This window comes from Streptomyces sp. NPDC006463 (assembly GCF_042870715.1).
In the GTDB taxonomy this organism is placed as follows: Bacteria; Actinomycetota; Actinomycetes; order Streptomycetales; family Streptomycetaceae; genus Streptomyces.
The window spans coordinates 112,090-127,850 of record NZ_JBIAHP010000017.1; the positions used below are offsets into that span (position 1 = coordinate 112,090).

The 15,761-nt window shown below is 70.7% G+C and carries 18 protein-coding genes, 1 tRNA gene and 1 riboswitch; of the genes, 11 read left to right on the forward strand and 8 right to left on the reverse strand.

Going from position 1 to position 15,761, the window contains the following annotated elements:
* Nucleotides 1-26 precede the first annotated feature (26 nt).
* The 3 genes from ACFYOB_RS28065 to bcp all read right to left on the reverse strand — a co-directional run bounded on the left by ACFYOB_RS28065 (nucleotide 27) and on the right by bcp (nucleotide 1,301).
* Nucleotides 27-110 (reverse strand) — tRNA-Leu (locus tag ACFYOB_RS28065).
* A gap of 108 nt (nucleotides 111-218) precedes the next feature.
* The gene (locus ACFYOB_RS28070; protein WP_388564031.1) at nucleotides 219-668 is read right to left on the reverse strand and encodes a hypothetical protein; all 450 of its coding nucleotides are present in this window, start codon (nucleotides 666-668) and stop codon (nucleotides 219-221) included.
* A 165-nt stretch (nucleotides 669-833) separates the two neighbouring features.
* A complete protein-coding gene (bcp, locus tag ACFYOB_RS28075; RefSeq protein ID WP_388564033.1) occupies nucleotides 834-1,301 on the reverse strand; it encodes a thioredoxin-dependent thiol peroxidase in 468 nt (155 codons plus the stop codon).
* 109 nt (nucleotides 1,302-1,410) lie between these two features.
* Here bcp and ACFYOB_RS28080 point away from each other — a divergent pair, with 109 nt between their 5' ends.
* From ACFYOB_RS28080 to ACFYOB_RS28090, 3 genes are all read left to right on the forward strand, one after another.
* Entirely contained in the window at nucleotides 1,411-1,728 is a 318-nt protein-coding gene (locus ACFYOB_RS28080; RefSeq protein ID WP_388564035.1) for a DUF3618 domain-containing protein, read from the forward strand.
* 46 nt (nucleotides 1,729-1,774) lie between these two features.
* Nucleotides 1,775-2,116, forward strand: coding sequence for a co-chaperone GroES (locus ACFYOB_RS28085; protein ID WP_030239046.1), 342 nt, complete (start codon nucleotides 1,775-1,777; stop codon nucleotides 2,114-2,116).
* A gap of 55 nt (nucleotides 2,117-2,171) precedes the next feature.
* Nucleotides 2,172-2,241, forward strand: a riboswitch (guanidine-III (ykkC-III) riboswitch).
* A gap of 31 nt (nucleotides 2,242-2,272) precedes the next feature.
* Nucleotides 2,273-2,593, forward strand: coding sequence for a DMT family transporter (locus tag ACFYOB_RS28090; RefSeq protein WP_388564037.1), 321 nt, complete (start codon nucleotides 2,273-2,275; stop codon nucleotides 2,591-2,593).
* Nucleotides 2,594-2,602: 9 nt separating this feature from the next.
* Here ACFYOB_RS28090 and ACFYOB_RS28095 read toward each other — a convergent pair whose 3' ends face one another.
* Nucleotides 2,603-5,098 carry a transglycosylase domain-containing protein gene (locus tag ACFYOB_RS28095; RefSeq protein ID WP_388564039.1) on the reverse strand — a complete coding sequence of 832 codons (2,496 nt, stop codon included), beginning with the start codon at nucleotides 5,096-5,098 and terminating at the stop codon, nucleotides 2,603-2,605.
* Nucleotides 5,099-5,272: 174 nt separating this feature from the next.
* Here ACFYOB_RS28095 and ACFYOB_RS28100 point away from each other — a divergent pair, with 174 nt between their 5' ends.
* The 5 genes from ACFYOB_RS28100 (at nucleotide 5,273) to ACFYOB_RS28120 (ending at nucleotide 10,317) form a co-directional block, all read left to right on the forward strand.
* Complete coding sequence (locus ACFYOB_RS28100; protein WP_388564041.1) at nucleotides 5,273-6,088, forward strand: ABC transporter permease; 816 nt, start codon at nucleotides 5,273-5,275, stop codon at nucleotides 6,086-6,088.
* Between the two features lie 91 nt (nucleotides 6,089-6,179).
* Nucleotides 6,180-6,950 (forward strand): ABC transporter permease, encoded by a 771-nt coding sequence (locus ACFYOB_RS28105; protein WP_388564130.1) that lies wholly within the window; start codon nucleotides 6,180-6,182, stop codon nucleotides 6,948-6,950.
* A 2-nt stretch (nucleotides 6,951-6,952) separates the two neighbouring features.
* The gene (locus ACFYOB_RS28110; RefSeq protein WP_388564043.1) at nucleotides 6,953-7,921 is read left to right on the forward strand and encodes an ATP-binding cassette domain-containing protein; all 969 of its coding nucleotides are present in this window, start codon (nucleotides 6,953-6,955) and stop codon (nucleotides 7,919-7,921) included.
* Between the two features lie 110 nt (nucleotides 7,922-8,031).
* Nucleotides 8,032-8,697 (forward strand): DUF1707 domain-containing protein, encoded by a 666-nt coding sequence (locus ACFYOB_RS28115; RefSeq protein ID WP_388564045.1) that lies wholly within the window; start codon nucleotides 8,032-8,034, stop codon nucleotides 8,695-8,697.
* A gap of 264 nt (nucleotides 8,698-8,961) precedes the next feature.
* Nucleotides 8,962-10,317 carry a DUF445 domain-containing protein gene (locus ACFYOB_RS28120; protein WP_388564047.1) on the forward strand — a complete coding sequence of 452 codons (1,356 nt, stop codon included), beginning with the start codon at nucleotides 8,962-8,964 and terminating at the stop codon, nucleotides 10,315-10,317.
* Nucleotides 10,318-10,391: 74 nt separating this feature from the next.
* Here ACFYOB_RS28120 and ACFYOB_RS28125 read toward each other — a convergent pair whose 3' ends face one another.
* Nucleotides 10,392-10,691 carry a hypothetical protein gene (locus ACFYOB_RS28125; protein ID WP_388564049.1) on the reverse strand — a complete coding sequence of 100 codons (300 nt, stop codon included), beginning with the start codon at nucleotides 10,689-10,691 and terminating at the stop codon, nucleotides 10,392-10,394.
* 100 nt (nucleotides 10,692-10,791) lie between these two features.
* The gene (locus ACFYOB_RS28130; RefSeq protein ID WP_388564051.1) at nucleotides 10,792-10,971 is read right to left on the reverse strand and encodes a hypothetical protein; all 180 of its coding nucleotides are present in this window, start codon (nucleotides 10,969-10,971) and stop codon (nucleotides 10,792-10,794) included.
* A gap of 189 nt (nucleotides 10,972-11,160) precedes the next feature.
* Here ACFYOB_RS28130 and ACFYOB_RS28135 point away from each other — a divergent pair, with 189 nt between their 5' ends.
* From ACFYOB_RS28135 to ACFYOB_RS28145, 3 genes are all read left to right on the forward strand, one after another.
* Entirely contained in the window at nucleotides 11,161-11,697 is a 537-nt protein-coding gene (locus ACFYOB_RS28135; protein WP_388564053.1) for a GNAT family N-acetyltransferase, read from the forward strand.
* A 64-nt stretch (nucleotides 11,698-11,761) separates the two neighbouring features.
* Entirely contained in the window at nucleotides 11,762-12,778 is a 1,017-nt protein-coding gene (locus ACFYOB_RS28140) for a hypothetical protein (RefSeq protein WP_388564055.1), read from the forward strand.
* A gap of 224 nt (nucleotides 12,779-13,002) precedes the next feature.
* A complete protein-coding gene (locus ACFYOB_RS28145; protein WP_388564057.1) occupies nucleotides 13,003-14,145 on the forward strand; it encodes a DNA cytosine methyltransferase in 1,143 nt (380 codons plus the stop codon).
* Here the strand turns inward: ACFYOB_RS28145 and ACFYOB_RS28150 are convergent.
* Nucleotides 14,074-14,529, reverse strand: a complete 456-nt coding sequence (locus ACFYOB_RS28150; protein ID WP_388564059.1) for a very short patch repair endonuclease — start codon at nucleotides 14,527-14,529, stop codon at nucleotides 14,074-14,076. The genes ACFYOB_RS28145 and ACFYOB_RS28150 overlap by 72 nt on opposite strands.
* A 96-nt stretch (nucleotides 14,530-14,625) precedes the next feature.
* Nucleotides 14,626-15,603: a NaeI family type II restriction endonuclease gene (locus ACFYOB_RS28155; RefSeq protein WP_388564061.1), complete on the reverse strand. Its 978-nt coding sequence runs from the start codon at nucleotides 15,601-15,603 to the stop codon at nucleotides 14,626-14,628.
* Nucleotides 15,604-15,761 lie beyond the last annotated feature (158 nt).

Consider the following 15,761-nt stretch of genomic DNA (forward strand, 5'->3'; position numbering starts at 1 on the left):
TGCGTACGGGGCCCTCGGCGTTGACGTGCGGTTGGGGGGACTCGAACCCCCACGGGTTTTACCCCACTTGGACCTAAACCAAGCGTGACTGCCAATTCCACCACAACCGCGACATGTAACCCAATTCAGACATTGAGTCTGAGTGGGCTGCTGTCAGTCTACGGGGCGGTCGGGGAGGTCGGCAGGCTTGGGGCGACGCTTCCGGCACCACGTGTCCGTCAGGGAGTGACAGTTGGGGCAGAGGTAGCGGAGGTTCTCGCGACGCGGCGCCGGACGCGGCGGTGGTTCACGTCGTTGACGGCGAGGTTGAGGGCGCGCATGAGATCTGCGTAGCTCGTCGCCGCCGGGACGGCCGCGCGCAGAGCTTCCTCGGGGATGGTCAACCGGGAGTTCCGGAAGTGGGTGGTGTCGATGCCACGCTCCTTCAGCATCCTCCCGAGCGCGGCGCGCGACCGGCTGTCGTCCGGCACGCCGAGGGCCGAAGCCGCGCTTCGGATGCTTGTGGCGGAGGCCGCTGCGCCAGCGAGTTCCTCGGACGTGAACGGTAGGTCGACGCGCCCGCGTTTCATGCCGGGGAAGTGGCTGATGTCGATGCCGGCCGCCGTTATCCGGCGGGCGATGTGCGACAGGGTGCCTGTGGCTGGAGGGGCGTCGAGCTTGACGGCCACCTCGCGCAATGTGGTTGCCCTGGATTCGGCTACCGCTGTAGTCAGCGTGCCGCGGTCGTACAGATCGACCGATAGTCGGACGGTTGCGGCTGGTTTCGTCCGATAAGCGGAGCGGCCCGCACCGGTTGGGTGCGGGCCGCTTCTTGCGGGGCAAAGGGGGGCGGGTCAGATGCCCAGGTCCTTGATGATCTTGGCTACGTGGCCGGTCGCCTTGACGTTGTAGAAGGCGTGCTCGACCTTGCCCTCCTCGTCCACGACCACCGTCGAGCGGATGACCCCGGTCACCGTCTTGCCGTAGAGCTTCTTCTCACCGAAGGCGCCGTACGCGGCCAGGGTCTCCTTCTCGGGGTCGCCGACCAGGGTGACCTTCAGGTGCTCCTTCTCGCGGAACTTCGCGAGCTTCTCCGGCTTGTCGGGGGAGACGCCGATGACGTCGTAGCCGGCCGTCGCCAGGACGTCGAGGTTGTCCGTGAAGTCACAGGCCTGCTTCGTGCAGCCCGGCGTCAGCGCGGCCGGGTAGAAGTAGACGATGACCTTGCGGCCCTTGTGGCCGGCGAGCGAGACCTCGTTGCCGTCCGCGTCGGGCAGGGTGAAGGCGGGGGCGGTGTCGCCCGGCTGAAGTCGCTCGCTCATGTCGGCAGTCTCCTCAAGAGGGGATCGGTATGGCACGAGACTAAGCTGCTGACAGACTGTTCATGGCGGACTACGCCCCCACAGACGAAACGACGACGGAGGCAGCGCGGTGCCGGAAGCCAGGACCCCCGCACAGATCGAGGCGGACATCGTCCGCCGCCGCGAGCAGCTCGCCGAGACGCTCGACGAGATCGGCGTGCGCATGCACCCGAAGACGATCATCGGGGACGCGAAGGCCAGGGTCGCCTCGACCGTCGACCACACCGTCGGGCGGGCGTTCGTCACGGTGAACCGCCTCGTGACGGACGTGACGGGCGCGCTGCGCCACGAGGACGGGGCTCCGCGCCTGGAGCGGATCGTGCCCGTCGCGCTGCTCGCGGCGGGTGTGGTGGGGGTAGTGGTGCTCTCGGTGCGGCGCAAGCGCTGATGACCCTGCGGAGTGCGGTCCGGCCGCGGGCGGGTAGGTTCGGAGCGTGAGCGAGAACACCACCCACGACAAACTGCCCATCCGTATGCTCCACGACCGCGTGCTCGTGAAGTCCGACCTGCCTGAGGGTGAGCGGCGCTCCGGCGGCGGCATCCTCATCCCGGCGACGGCCGCGGTCGGCAAGCGGCTCGCCTGGGCCGAGGTGGTCGCGGTCGGGCAGAACGTACGGAGCGTCGAGCCCGGCGACCGGGTGCTGTACGACCCCGAGGACCGGGCCGAGGTCGAGGTGCGAGGTGCGACGTACGTGCTGATGCGCGAGCGGGACCTGCACGCCGTGGCCGCCGAGCGGCTGGAGGGGTCGAAGGACTCCACGGGTCTCTACCTCTGATACGTCTGAAAACTGCTGGGAAAAGGGCTGGTGGCCGAGGTCACCGGCCCTTTTCGCCGTCCTTTGCTACGGTTGACGGGAACCCGACGAGACGCGCCGTACCGGGTACGACAAGACGACGCACCCCGTATCGCTCGATGTCTCGGAGGTGCCGTCATGGCCTGGGTTCTGCTGCTCCTCGCCGGTCTGCTCGAAGTCGGCTGGTCGATCGGCATGAAGTTCACCGAGGGCTTCACCCGGCTGTGGCCCAGTGTGTTCACGGGCGCCGGGATCGTCGCCAGCATGGTGCTGCTCTCCTACGCCGCCAAGTCCTTGCCCATCGGTACGGCGTACGGGGTGTGGGTGGGCATCGGCGCCGCCGGTGCGGCCGTGCTCGGTATGGCGGTGCTGGGTGAGCCCGTCACCGCCGCCCGGATCTTCTTCATCTGCCTGCTGCTGGTCGCCGTGGTGGGGCTGAAGGCGACCTCCGGTCACTGATCCACCGGTTCATTCGAGGAACGCGGACGGCGGGCGCGTGCCGTCGGCCGCACCGCCGTTGGCGCCCTGCCCGCCCGTCGTGCCCGTGGTGCCCGTCGTGCCCTGCGTGGTGCCGCCCCGGGCGCCCTGGGTGGCACCGCCGCCCGTCTGCCCGCCCTGGGTCTGGCCGCCGTTGTTCTGACCCCCCTGGTTCTGGCCGCCGTTGTCCTGGCCGCCGTTCTCCTGGCCGCCGTTGTCCCGGCCGCCGTTGTCCTGGCCTCCGTTCTCCCGGCCTCCGTTGTCCTGGCCTCCGTTGTCCTGGCCCCCGTTGTCCCGCCCGCCGTCCGGCCAGGTTGGCCGGCCCGGTCGGGTCGGCCGTTCGGGAGGGTTCGGCGTGTCCTCGCCAGGGGGTTCCTCGGGCCGGCCCGTCCGGTCCGGCGGCGAGGGCGGCGGCTGGGCCGCGCCCGGCTGGAGTTCCAGGTCGAAGTCGACGGGGTCGCTGCCTTCGAGGGCGTTCTTGGTGTACGCGGCCCAGATCCGGGCCGGGTAGCCGCCACCGCCGATACGGGACTCCCCGAGGGCGTTGTACAGGGACTCCAAGGCGCCGGTGTCCGGGTCCTGGCCCATCATCGCGACCACCGTGACCAGGTCCGGGGTGTACGCGGCGAACCAGGCCGAGCGGTCCAGTTCGCCGGTCCCGGTCTTGCCCGCGGCCGGGCGGCCGGCGGCGAGCGCGGCCGTACCGGTGCCGTTGTCGACGACGCTGACCAGCATGGACGTGGTGGTGTCGGCGGCCTCGCGGCTGACGGCCTGGGTGGGCGTGCGCTCGGGCAGGCCGATCGTGTCGCCGCCCTTGGTGATCTTCTCCAGGAAGGTGTACGGGGTGCGGCGGCCGTGGTCCGCGAGGGTCGCGTACGCCTGGGTCATGTCCAGGACGCTGGCCTGCAGGGTGCCGAGGGCCATGGCGGGGACGGGCGGGAAGTTCGGGGTGTCCGCGGGGATGCCGAGGGCGATGGCCGTGTCCTTGACCTTCGCGGTGCCGACGTCGACCGCCATCTGCGCGTAGACGGCGTTGACGGAGAGGTCGGTCGCGGTGTTGGCGGTGATGTTCCCGTACGACACCTGGCCCTCGTTCTCGGGGGCGAAGCGGATCCGGCCGCCGACGACCGGGCGTTTGTTGTCGCCGTTGTAGATGGTGCTCGGGGTGATCCGGCGGCCGTCCTGGGTGCGGGAGTCGTTCTCGACGGCGGCCGCGAAGACGAACGGCTTGAAGGTGGAGGCGACCTGGTAGTCGTGCCGGGTCGCGTTGTTGACGTACTGCTTGGTGTAGTCGATGCCGCCGTACATGGCGACGACCTTGCCGGTGGCCGGGTCGATGGAGACCCCGCCGGCCCGCACCACCCGGTCCGCCTTGCGCTTCTCAGGGTCGAGTTTGCGGACCATCTGGGCGTCGACGGCTTCGGCGAAGGCGTTCTGGCGGCGTCTGTCGATGGTGGTGGTGATGCGGTAGCCGCCTTCGGCGAGGGTTTTGTCGTCGAGGATCTTGTGCTCGACGATGTAGTCCTTGATGGCTTCCACCAGGTACCCGCGCTGTCCGGACAGTCCGGCGGCGGCGCGGACCTTGCCCGGCTCGGGGAACTGTGTCGTCGCGCGTTCGGCGGCGGGCAGCCAGTTCTTCTTGACCATGCCGTCGAGTACGTAGTTCCAGCGGGCGAGGGCGCGGGGGCGGCTCTGGGGGTGGGAGACGACGTCGAAGCTGCTCGGGGAGTTGAGGAGGGTGGCGAGGTAGGCGCCCTCGGCGGTGGTGAGGTCGGCGGCGTCCTTGCCGTAGTAGGCCTGGGCGGCGGCCTGGATGCCGTAGGCGTTGCGGCCGAAGTAACTGGTGTTCAGATACCCCTCCAGGATGTAGTTCTTCGACTTCTCGCGCCCGAGTTTGATCGCGATGAAGAACTCCTTGACCTTCCGTTTGATCGTCTGTTCCTGGCCCAGGTAGTAGTTCTTGACGTACTGCTGGGTGATGGTCGAACCGGACTGGGTGCCCTTGCCGGTCGCGGTGTTCCAGGCGGCGCGGACCATCGCCTTGGGATCCACGGCCCGTTCGGAGTGGAAGTCCCGGTCCTCGGCGGCCAGTACGGCCTCCTGCACGGTCCGGGGGATCTGTGAGAGCGGGATGTTGACGCGGTTGACCTCGCCGTCGTGCGCCAGCTGCGAACCGTCGGAGTAGAGGTAGACGTTGGACTGCGCGGTGGCGGCGGAGTTGGCGGGCGGGATGTCCACGAGCAGGTAGCCGGCGACGAGGGCGCCGATGAGCAGCAGGACGACGAGCAGGAAGCCGCCCAGGAGCATGCGCCAGGTGGGGAGGGCGCGGCGCCAGCCGGTCCGCTTGCGGCGGGCCTGTCTTCCGGGCTTCTGTGCCGTGCCGGGCGTCCGTCCTGCGCCGGGTGTCTGCGGCCGCGTCGGGGGTCCCTCTGGCGGAGTGTCCGGATCGCGAGGGGTCCAGCCCGGGGGTGGTGACTGGTCGCTCATCTCCAGAACTCCTCGACGCTGTGCGAAATATCCACTTCTGTACCTCATGGTGTCTACCCGATGACCGGTGATTACGCGCCGGACGGGGGTAAATCGGTCGCGTGGCTCGCCCCTCCGCACTAAGCTCGCGCGCTTTGGCCGACGTAGGAACGACGAGGGAAACGGAGGGATACGGTGCGTCGGAGAGTGCGGCTCTACCTGGCCGTCGCCGCAGGCGGATTCCGCCGCTACGCCACCTACGGGACGGCGACGGCGGCCGGTGTGTTCACCAACACCGTGTTCGGGTTCATCGTCGCGTACACGTACATCGCGCTGTGGGACGAGCGGCCCGGACTCGGCGGCTACGACCAGGCGCAGGCCCTGACCTTCGTATGGGTGAGTCAGTCACTGCTCGCCGCCGGGGCGCTGATCGGGGGTGGTTTCCAGGAGGAGCTCCAGGAGCGTGTCCGTACGGGCGACATCGCCGTCGACCTGTACCGGCCGGCGGACCTGCAGATGTGGTGGCTCGCGGCCGACTTGGGGCGGGCGGCCTTCCAGTTGGTGGGGCGGGGGGTGGTTCCGCTGGCGGTCGGGGCGCTGGCGTTCCGGCTGGCGCTGCCCGCCGATCCGCTGCGATGGCTGCTGTTCCTGGTCTCCGTCCTGCTCGCGCTGACGGTGAGCTTCGCGGTGCGCTACCTGTTGGGGCTGGCGGCGTTCTGGCTGATGGACGGGTCGGGGATCAACATGATGGCGACCGTCGTCACGATCTTCTTCTCCGGGATGCTGCTGCCTCTGACCGTTTTCCCGGGCGGTTTCGGCGAGTTCGTGCAGGCGCTGCCGTGGGCGGCGGTGCTCCAGGTCCCGATGGACGTGCTGCTGGGCAGCCACGCGGGGGCCGGGAGCGCGGCGGGTGCGCTGGGGTTCCAGGCGGTGTGGGCGTTCGTACTGCTGGGCGCGGGGCGGCTGTTGCAGTCGGCCGCGACGCGGAAGGTGGTGGTCCAGGGTGGCTGAGGCGGTACTGGAGCGGGAGTTCGCGGCCGTCGAGGTGCCCCGGCGCGGTCGGGCGTGGGAGGGGCTGCGCGGCTACGGGCTGATCGTGGCGATGTGGATCCGGTCGACGATGACGTACCGGACGTCCTTCGTCCTGTCGGTCGTCGGCAACGCGGCGATCACCCTCCTCGACTTCGTCGCGGTCTGCATCATGTTCTCCCACGTGGACGAGCTGGGCGGTTTCACCCTGCCCGAGATCGCCCTGCTCTACGGATCCTGCTCAGCCTCCCTGGGCCTGGCGGACCTGCTGCTGGGCAACACGGACCGGATCGGTGTCCGGATCCGCGACGGCTCGCTCGACACCATGCTGGTGCGCCCCGTGCCGGTGCTGGCGCAGGTCGCGGCGGACCGGTTCGCGCTGCGCAGGCTGGGGCGCGTGGGGCAGGGGGTGGGGGTGCTGGCCTGGGCGGTCTGGGGGCTGGGTCCGCAGGTGGAGTGGACGCCCGGCAAGGTGCTGCTGGTGCCCGTGATGGTGCTGGCCGGGGCGGGGATCTTCGGTGCGGTGATGGTGGCCGGGGCGGCGTTCCAGTTCCTGGCGGGGGACGCGGCGGAGGTGCAGAACTCGTTCACGTACGGCGGCTGCGCGATGCTGCAGTACCCGCCGACCGTCTTCGCGAAGGACCTGCTGCGCGGGGTGACCTTCATCGTGCCGCTGGCCTTCGTCAACTGGCTGCCCGCGCTGTACGTGCTGGGGCGGCCCGATCCCCTGGGGCTGCCGGGGTGGGTCGCGTACCTGAGCCCGCTGGTGGCCTTCGCCGTGTTCCTGCCCGCGTCGCTGGCGTGGCGTGCGGGTGTCCGTTCGTACCGAAGCACGGGGAGCTAGTCGTGGTGGATGCGCTGATCTCGCTGGACGGGGTCGAGAAGGTCTTTGACGTACGGCGCCGGGTGGGGCTGATGCGCCGGGAGAAGCACCAGGTCAGGGCGGTGGACGGGATCAGCTTCGAGGTGGCGCGGGGCGAGATGGTCGGCTACATCGGGCCCAATGGTGCCGGGAAGTCGACCACGATCAAGATGCTGACCGGGATCCTGACGCCGAGCGGCGGCCGGCTGCGGGTGGCGGGCATCGATCCGGCGCGGGAGCGGATGCGGCTCGCGCACCGGATCGGGGTGGTGTTCGGGCAGCGGACCACGCTGTGGTGGGACCTGCCGCTGAAGGACTCGTACGGGCTGATGCGGCGGATGTACCGGATCCCGCGGGCGCGGTTCGAGGAGAACATGGAGCGCTGCGTGGACCGGCTGGACCTGGCCGAGCTGCTCGACGTGCCGGTGCGGCAGTTGTCGCTGGGGCAGCGGATGCGCGGGGACATCGCGGCGGCGCTGCTGCACGATCCGGACGTGCTGTACCTGGACGAGCCGACGATCGGGCTGGACGTGGTGAGCAAGGCGAAGGTACGGGGCTTCCTGCGGCAGCTGAACGCGGAGCTCGGCACGACGGTGCTGCTGACTACGCACGACCTCCAGGACATCGAGCAGCTGTGCGAGCGGGTGATGGTGATCGACCACGGGCGGCTGATGTACGACGGTCCGCTGGCCGGGCTGCATGCGGCGGGGTCGGCCGGGGAGAGCGAGCGCACGCTGGTGGTGGACCTGGAGCGGGAGCTCGCGCCGATCGAGCTGGCGGGCGCGCGGGTGGTGAGGGTGGAGGGGCCGCGGCAGTGGCTGGCGTTCCCGGCGGGAGCTTCGGCGGCGCCGCTGGTGGCGGAGGTGGCGGCGCGGTATCCGCTGGTGGACCTGTCGGTGCGGGAACCGGACATCGAGGACGTGATCGCGCGGATGTACGCGGGGCGGGGGTGAGGGCGGAGACGGGGCGGGGGTGAGGGCGGGGGGAAATCAGGGTCATTCCGGGGGTGGGACAGGGGTGCAAGCCGTACAACTCCCGGGGATCCCTGCATAGTCTGGGCCGTATGAGTGACGATCGGCCGGAGAAGCCGTTGCCGGAGCTGAGGGCGTCGGATGCCGACCGGGACCGGGTGGTGGAGCGTCTGCGGGACGCCGTCGCCGAGGGCCGGCTCGACATGGAGGAATTCGAGGAGCGGCTGGAGGCGGCGTACAAGTCCCGTACGTACGCGGAACTGGAGCCGCTGACGCGGGACCTGCCGGCGGAGGGGGGCGCGGCGCCGCTGCCGACGCAGGGGGCGGCCTCGGGTTCGTCCTCGGGTTCGTCCTGGCCGGCCCGGATCGGCGGGTCGGGGACGTCGACGAACGCCGTCGCGGTCATGTCGGGGTTCCAGCGCAAGGGCCCGTGGACGGTGCCCGCCCGCTTCGACGCGGTGGCGTTCTGGGGCGGTGGTGAGCTGGACCTGCGCGAGGCGAACTTCGCGCAGCGCGAGGTGGTGATCAACTGCGTCGCGGTCATGGGCGGCATCCAGATCACCGTGCCGCCGGGCGTGGAGGTCGACGTACGGGGCATCGGCGTCATGGGCGCCTTCGACCAGCGCGTGGGCAGCGGGCCGGCGCAGCCGGGGGCGCCGCGCGTGATCGTGACGGGCTTCGCCTTCTGGGGCGGGGTGGAGATCAAGGTCAAGCCGCCGAAGACGCCGAAGCGGCCGAAGCTGAGCAAGGGGCTGTAGCGCTCCGCCCCGTCCGGCCCTTACGGGGCGGGGCGGGACGGAGCGGGGCTTGGGCCGAGCGGGGCACGGCGGGACGGGCACGGCTCCGACGGCCCGGGCCGAGGCCTCTGCGGCCGTACCGGACCCGCGGTCCCGGCGAGGTCGCGACCGCGGGAGCCGTACCCCCTCGCGGGAACGAAACGGCGTGCCGGGAACTCCTCGCGCCTCCCAGTAGTCGGATGCTATGCAGACAAAACCGGCGCCCCCGGGGGAAGGCAGGAGCACGTGGACGACCGCACCAGAGACGGAGGTGCCGCCCCACCGCCACCACGCGCGGGAGCGGCAACGGCACCGACCCCTGCCCCGCCCGCCCGCGGAGCGTTCGTGTTCAGCGCGGCCGACGAGGAGCGCCGCCGCGGTGTCCGCCGGATGAAGACCACCGCGACCGGTCTGCTGCTCCTGGTCGCGGTGGTCTACGTACTGGCCACGTGGGCGCGGCACGCCGGCGCGGGCGGCTGGGCCGGCTACGTCGCGGCGGCCGCCGAAGCCGGCATGGTCGGCGCGCTCGCGGACTGGTTCGCCGTCACCGCCCTCTTCCGGCGGCCCCTCGGCCTGCCCATCCCGCACACCGCGATCATCCCGACCAAGAAGGACCAGCTCGGCATCTCCCTCGGCGAGTTCGTCGGCGAGAACTTCCTCTCCTCCGACGTGGTCAAGGCCCGCCTCCACGCCCTCGGCATCGGCGGCCGCCTCGGCACCTGGCTGGCCGAGCCCGCGCACGCCGACCGGGTCACCGCGGAACTGGCCACCGCCCTGCGCGGAGCCCTGACCGTACTGCGGGATTCCGATGTGCAGGCCATCGTGGGCGAGGCCATCACCCGGAGCGCCGAGACGGCCGAGATCGCGTCCGGCATGGGCAAGACCCTGGAGCGGGTCGTCGCGGACGGCGGCCACCACCGCGCCGTCGACCTCGTGTGCGCCAAGGTCCACGACTGGCTCGTCACGCACGGGGAGTCAGTGATGGACGCGGTCCAGGGCGGGGCGCCCGGCTGGACCCCCCGCTTCGTGGACCGCAAGGTCGGCGACCGCGTCTACAAGGAGCTGCTGCGGTTCGTCACGGAGATGCGGGACATGCCCCAGCACCCGGCGCGCGCAGCGGTGGACCGCTTCCTGACGGATTTCGCGGCCGACCTCCAGTCGGACACGGAGACGCAGGCCCGGATCGAACGGCTCAAGTCCGAGCTGCTGGCGCGCGGCGAGGTCCAGGAGGTGATCGCCTCCGCGTGGAGCGCGATCCGCTCGATGATCATCTCGGCGGCGGAGGACGAGCAGAGCGAGCTGCGCCTGCGGGTCCGTTCCTCGCTGATGTCCCTGGGGGCGCGGCTGGCGACGGACGGCCGCCTCCAGGGCAAGGTGGAGGGCTGGATCGAGGGCGCGGTGGTGTACGTGGTCACCAACTACCGGACCGAGATCACTTCGCTGATCACGGACACGGTGGCGGGCTGGGACGCCGAGCACACGTCCCGCAAGATCGAGGCCCACATCGGCCGGGACCTGCAGTTCATCCGCATCAACGGCACGGTGGTCGGCGCCCTGGCGGGCCTGCTGATCTACACGGTGTCGCGGGCCTTCGGGGCGTAGCGCCCCTGGGGGCGCCGGGGGCCCTGGGGGCCCTAGGGTCGTGGGGGCCTTGGGGTCGTGGCGGGCCGGGGCTGTCAGCCGCGGTCGGCGACGGCCCAGGACGCGGCGGCCACGACGCCCGCCGCCCCGATGACGGCCGGCCAGGCGCCGACCTTCTTGGCCAGCGGGTGCGCGCCCGCGAAGCCGGCCAGGTACAGCGCCCCGAGCCCGGCCGCCGCGGGCGCGCCGCCCTGGCGGTGCCACTCCCGTCCGGCCGCGAGCCCGGCGGCGCCGAGGACGACACCGCCCAGGGGCCGCTTCTTGGTCCACCGGGCGACGGCGTAACCGCCGACCAGCCCGGCGGCGGCCACCACGGAACTCGGTACGCGCGCCATGTCGAACTCCCTCTCCTGCGGTCTTCTTGCCGCGGTCTTCTTGTCGTTCGTTGTTCGTGGTTCGTGTTCGTCGTTCGTCGTTCGTCGTTCGGATACGAGGCTAACGCGGCCGCCCGGCCATCCGATGGGCGCCCAGCACCCACCCCAGCACCAGCACGGCTCCGCCGATCACGGCATCCGGCACCGCGTCCCGCAGCGAGCGCGGCAGCAACGCCACGACGCCCAGGACGAGAAGAAAGGCGAGCGCGCACCGGCCGGCCGCTCGAAGCAGTCTGTCCACGTGCTGCTCAACGCGGGTGCCGGGTTTCCCGACACGGAGGGTGGGGAGGGGATTTGTCGCACACTCGCCGGATCCGTGCGATGTCCACCCCAGGAACCCGAAGCGCATAAATTCACTCTCCCCACCCAAAGGGGAAAATCCTCACCCCCATCCCGCACCCCTACCGTCACTCACAGGAGCCAGGGCATCGTGATCTGCTACGGACAGGCCGTCCTCGACCTCGCGGACGAACTGGTCGACGCCTACACCGACGTCTTCGCCGCCCCGCCGTGGAACGAGGACGAAGAAACCATTCGCCAGTTCGCCACCCGCCTCCAGACCGACTCCCGGCGCCGTGGATTCCGTACGGCCATCGCCCAGTCCGCGGCCGGCATCGACGGCTTCGCCACGGGCTGGATCACGCCGGCCGCCTTCCCCAAGAACCGGGCGTACGCCCAGGTCGCTGCGCAGCTCGGCGCGGACCGGGTGAAGGAGCTGCTGACCGGGGCCCTGGAGATAGACGAACTCGCCGTACGTCCGTACGCGCGCGGCCACGGCACCGGCCGGGCCCTGCTCACCGAGATCACCGCCGACGCCCCGGACCGGCGCGCCTGGCTGCTGACCTCCCGTCTGGCCACCGACACCGTGGCCACCTACCGCCGCCTCGGCTGGCACGAGGTCGCGGCCCGGCCGGGCACGGAGACCGGGGTGATCGTCTTCCTGTCCCCGGACCACCCGAACCGCTAGGACGTGTCCCCGGCCGGCCCGGCCCCCGGGTGTCCGGCGGATCACGGCCGGGCATACCGGCCGCATGATCACAGTCCGCCAGACCCCCGCGCCCCGCCGTCAGCTCAACCTGGCCACGCGCCACCAGCTCACCGCCGCGGGCGTCCCCGACGGCACCATCACCTCCCGGACCCGTCCGGGCGGCCCGTGGCAGCGCTTACTGCCCCGTGTGTACCTCCTCCAGACCGGGCCCCCGGACCACCGCCAACGCGCCCTGGCCGCCGTCCTGTACGCCGCCGAGCCCGACGCCGACCCGCTGTCCGGTGACACGGCCGCCCTCACCGGCGGCGCCGCCCTCGCCCTCCTCGGAATCCGCGAGGCCCCGTACACCGCGTCCACCGCGTACGCCCCGTACGCACCGGCCGACGTCCTGATCCGCGCCCCGCGCCGACTCACCGGCACCCCGGAGGTCCGGCCGCTCCCCACCTCGCGCTGGCCGCGCACGATCACGGTCTCGGGCATCCCGAGCACCCGCCCGGTCCGCGCGGCGGCCGACTACGCGGCCCGCACCCAGGACCCCGACCGCATCCGGTCGACCCTGGCCCACGTCGTCCAGGCCGGCTGGTGCCACCCGCAGGACCTGCACGCGGAACTGCGCGCCGCCCGCCTCCTCACCCGCCCCGCGATCCGCGCGGCCGCGGCCGAACTCCTCGCCGGTACCCGCTCCCTCGCCGAGGCCCGCGCCCGCGAAGCTCTGTCCGCCACGGACCTCCCGACCCCCCTGTGGAACGCCCGCCTCTACACCCCGGACGGCGCCTTCCTGGCCAGCCCGGACGCCTACTGGCCCGACGAGGGCGTCGCCCTGGAGATCGACTCGGCGGAGTACCACTACACCCGCGACGCCTGGCACGCCACGCTCCGCCGCCGCCTGCGCCTGGAGTCCCACGGCATCCTGGTGGTCAGCGCCACCCCGTCGATGATCCGCGACACCCCCACGGAGGTCGTAGCGGCCCTCCGCGCCCTCCTCACCCTCACCACCCCCCGCCCCACCCCACCCACAGCCCTGGCCCGCGGCCACCAACAGCTCTCGTTCCCGTTCTGATAGGGCCGGACGGCGCGGGGAGAGCGCGGTCACAGCGGCATAGGGTACGTCTCGTTCCACCGCAGCCCCGCGGCCCGGATATCGTAGGTTGGTTCGCTGTGGCCAGTGGTGCCTTCCTGGCAGGTGGTCGGATCGTCAAAAAGGGTGTTGTCAGTGCCTTCTGTCACCCTCTGTGAGGGCGGAGTACAAAGCGTTTCCGCCGCGCGAGTTCTGGAGGAGGGTGCATGACCAGCACTGAGTACGAATTCACCTCGGTCGAGATCTGCGCCGGTGCGGGTGGTCAGGCGCTCGGGCTTGAGCGGGCGGGCTTCGGGCACAGGCTTCTCATCGAGATGGACGCCAGCGCGTGCGAGACCCTCCGGGCCAACAGACCGGAATGGCAGGTGCTGGAGCAGGACCTCCGCGTGTACGTGGAGAGTGAAGAGGCCCTCCAGATGAAGGGCCAGATCGATCTCCTCGCCGGAGGCGTGCCCTGCCCCCCTTTTTCTCTGGCGGGCAAGCAGCTCGGCCGTGACGACGAGCGCGACCTGTTCCCGACCATGATCAAGCTGGCTCGGCAGCTGGACCCTTCCGCGGTGATGATCGAGAACGTCCGTGGTCTCATGCAGTCCAAGTTCGACGACTATCGTGCGGAGATCGTCGCCGAGCTTGAATTGCTTGGGTATCGCTGTGACTGGCGGGAGCTCCAGGCCAGTGACTTCGGAGTGTCACAGCTGCGTCCCCGCAGCCTGCTCGTCGCGCTGAAGCCCGAGTACTGGGAGCACTTCGACGTCGAGGGCTGGTACAAGCCGCAGCCCGGCCAGAAGAAGCCGCCGACGATCGGCGATCTCCTGCGGGATTCGATGGTGGAGCGCGGTCTCAAGGGGCCTGCCCTCGAGAACTGGTACCAGAAAGCCTCCGGCGGCATCGCCCCGACACTGGTGGGCGGCTCCAAGAAGCACGGCGGTGCTGACCTCGGTCCCACCCGCGCGAAGAGGGCCTGGGAGAACCTGGGTGTGTCCGGGCTGGGCGTCGCGGACGAGCCGGACAAGGAAGGCAACACAAAGAACCCCGCGCGTGACCTGGGCGAGCCAGGCAAGACCCTGCCCATGATCACGGTGAAGCAGGCCGCACTCGTCCAGGGCTTCGGCCCGGAAGAGGAGGGCGGGGAGCAATGGATCTTCCAGGGGCGCAAGACTGCCGCCTACCGTCAGGTGGGCAACGCCTTCCCGCCCCCCGTGGCCAAGGCCGTGGGTCTGCAGATCAAGGCTGCTCTTGAGGCCGGACCTCGGCTGACGAAGCAGACCGGGAGCCTGTCAGCTTCGATCCCCAGCCCCTCTGATCCCGGCCACCGTGAGGACGATCCGGTCAGCGCTCGCCTCGGGTGATTCGTGTTCCCAGAAGCGCAGCACGGTCCAGCCGGCCTCGCGCAGCCGCGCGTCGGTGTCACGGTCTCGGGCCATGTTGCGCGCGACCTTCTCTGACCAGTACCCCTGGTTGGTCTTCGGCGGCACGTAGTGCTCAGGGCACCCGTGCCAGTAACAGCCGTCGATGAAGACCGCGACCTTCGCGGGACGGAAGACCATGTCCGCCGTCCGCCGGACCTTCGGCAGGGGCTTCGCTGCCACCCGGTAGCGGAGCCCCCGCGCGTGCACCAGCTTGCGCACCAGCTGCTCGGGTTTGGTGTCGCGGCTCCGGATCGCCTGCATGTTCCGGCGGCGTGCCGCCGAAGAGGCCCAGGACCCTTCCGGGCGGTCCCAGTCTTCGGTCATCGTGGGGAGTCCTGCTTCCAGGGCTAGCTCTGGCTCAGCTGTGCCCTCGAACATCCCGGAGGGCACTCTTTCAATCTACGACGCGGTGCGCGTGCCCTACAGGGCAGCGGCATCCGTGTGCTTGGGCAGGACAGGGGCCGGTTCCACCGGATCGCTGGCGTCAGCCAGCACCCACGTCCTGCCGTCCAGCTCGACGCGCGGCCGGTTGCCGTGATGGGGCTGGGCCTGCGCGACGCGGAAGCTGACCAGTTCACCAAGGCGGGGTACTGGGGCGCCCAGGGCCCGCGCTATGGCCTGGTGGCTGCTGAAGTGGCCGGGGATCAGCAGGCCCTCTTCACGCAGCACGGTGCGCGCCCGGCCTTTCGCCTCACGCACCCGAGCCATGTAGTCCCGCTGGGTCGCGACCGTCCGCACCACTCCGCGGCCGATTCGCCGGTTCTGCACCCGGCGGAAGAGCTCGTTCACCCGCCGCTGCCCGGAAGACGACGAGAGGATCGCGTCCCTCATCTGGGTGGGGAGGTGCAGCAGGACGTTCTCCGGGAGCTCCGCTTCGTGCCAGAGCCAAAGGATCTTGTTCCTGTGCTCTGCCTTCACGGTCAGTTTGAGGTCGCGGTTGCTGCCGCGGTTCAGCCAGGCCTCGTCTATGCGCAGAAGACCGGCACTCCAGCGGCTGCTGTAGTCATCTGCCCAGACGAGCAGGCACAGATGCCCCATGGCCTCCGGCGGGATCATCCAGCCCCCGAACGCCTGCGAGTACTTGCAGTCGACGTCCGCGCCGGCGATCCGGTAGTCCATCTCGGCACCGTCGTCGAACCTGAACGCTCTCTGGAGGTTGATCTCCACGAGTGTCCCCGCGTGCGTCTTCTCGGTCTTGAACAGGGTCTTCCAGTCGAACCGGCCCGTGACCTCCCCGTTCAGGAGCTGGTCGATCGTGTCGCGGAGCACCGAGGCGAACCGCTGCCCCGTGGGGTCCAGACGCCGGATCTCCGCCTCGACCGCTGCGAGTTCCGGGTCACCGTCTGCGAGATGCCGCGCGTGGATGCTGGCAGCGGCGGCGATGTCCAAGGGCAGCATGGGCAGGGTCCTGTCCGGTCAGATTTCTAGCTGGGGGCGGGGGCGGGGGCGGGGGGGGCGGGGGCGGGGGGGGGGGGGGGCCGCCCCCCCGCCCCCCCGGCCCCCCCCGCGGACGTCGACAAGCGTGAGGACGCGCGATACTAATGTGTTGTCGGTGT

Coding starts and splice junctions, on each gene's coding strand:
- bcp (WP_388564033.1), bottom strand. CDS start 1,301: ATGAGCGAGCGACTTCAGCCGGGCGACACCGCCCCCGCCTTCACCCTG.
- ACFYOB_RS28145 (WP_388564057.1), top strand. CDS start 13,003: ATGACCAGCACTGAGTACGAATTCACCTCGGTCGAGATCTGCGCCGGT.
- ACFYOB_RS28125 (WP_388564049.1), bottom strand. CDS start 10,691: ATGGCGCGCGTACCGAGTTCCGTGGTGGCCGCCGCCGGGCTGGTCGGC.
- ACFYOB_RS28155 (WP_388564061.1), bottom strand. CDS start 15,603: ATGCTGCCCTTGGACATCGCCGCCGCTGCCAGCATCCACGCGCGGCAT.
- ACFYOB_RS28140 (WP_388564055.1), top strand. CDS start 11,762: ATGATCACAGTCCGCCAGACCCCCGCGCCCCGCCGTCAGCTCAACCTG.
- ACFYOB_RS28150 (WP_388564059.1), bottom strand. CDS start 14,529: ATGACCGAAGACTGGGACCGCCCGGAAGGGTCCTGGGCCTCTTCGGCG.
- ACFYOB_RS28090 (WP_388564037.1), top strand. CDS start 2,273: ATGGCCTGGGTTCTGCTGCTCCTCGCCGGTCTGCTCGAAGTCGGCTGG.
- ACFYOB_RS28095 (WP_388564039.1), bottom strand. CDS start 5,098: ATGAGCGACCAGTCACCACCCCCGGGCTGGACCCCTCGCGATCCGGAC.
- ACFYOB_RS28105 (WP_388564130.1), top strand. CDS start 6,180: ATGTGGATCCGGTCGACGATGACGTACCGGACGTCCTTCGTCCTGTCG.
- ACFYOB_RS28115 (WP_388564045.1), top strand. CDS start 8,032: ATGAGTGACGATCGGCCGGAGAAGCCGTTGCCGGAGCTGAGGGCGTCG.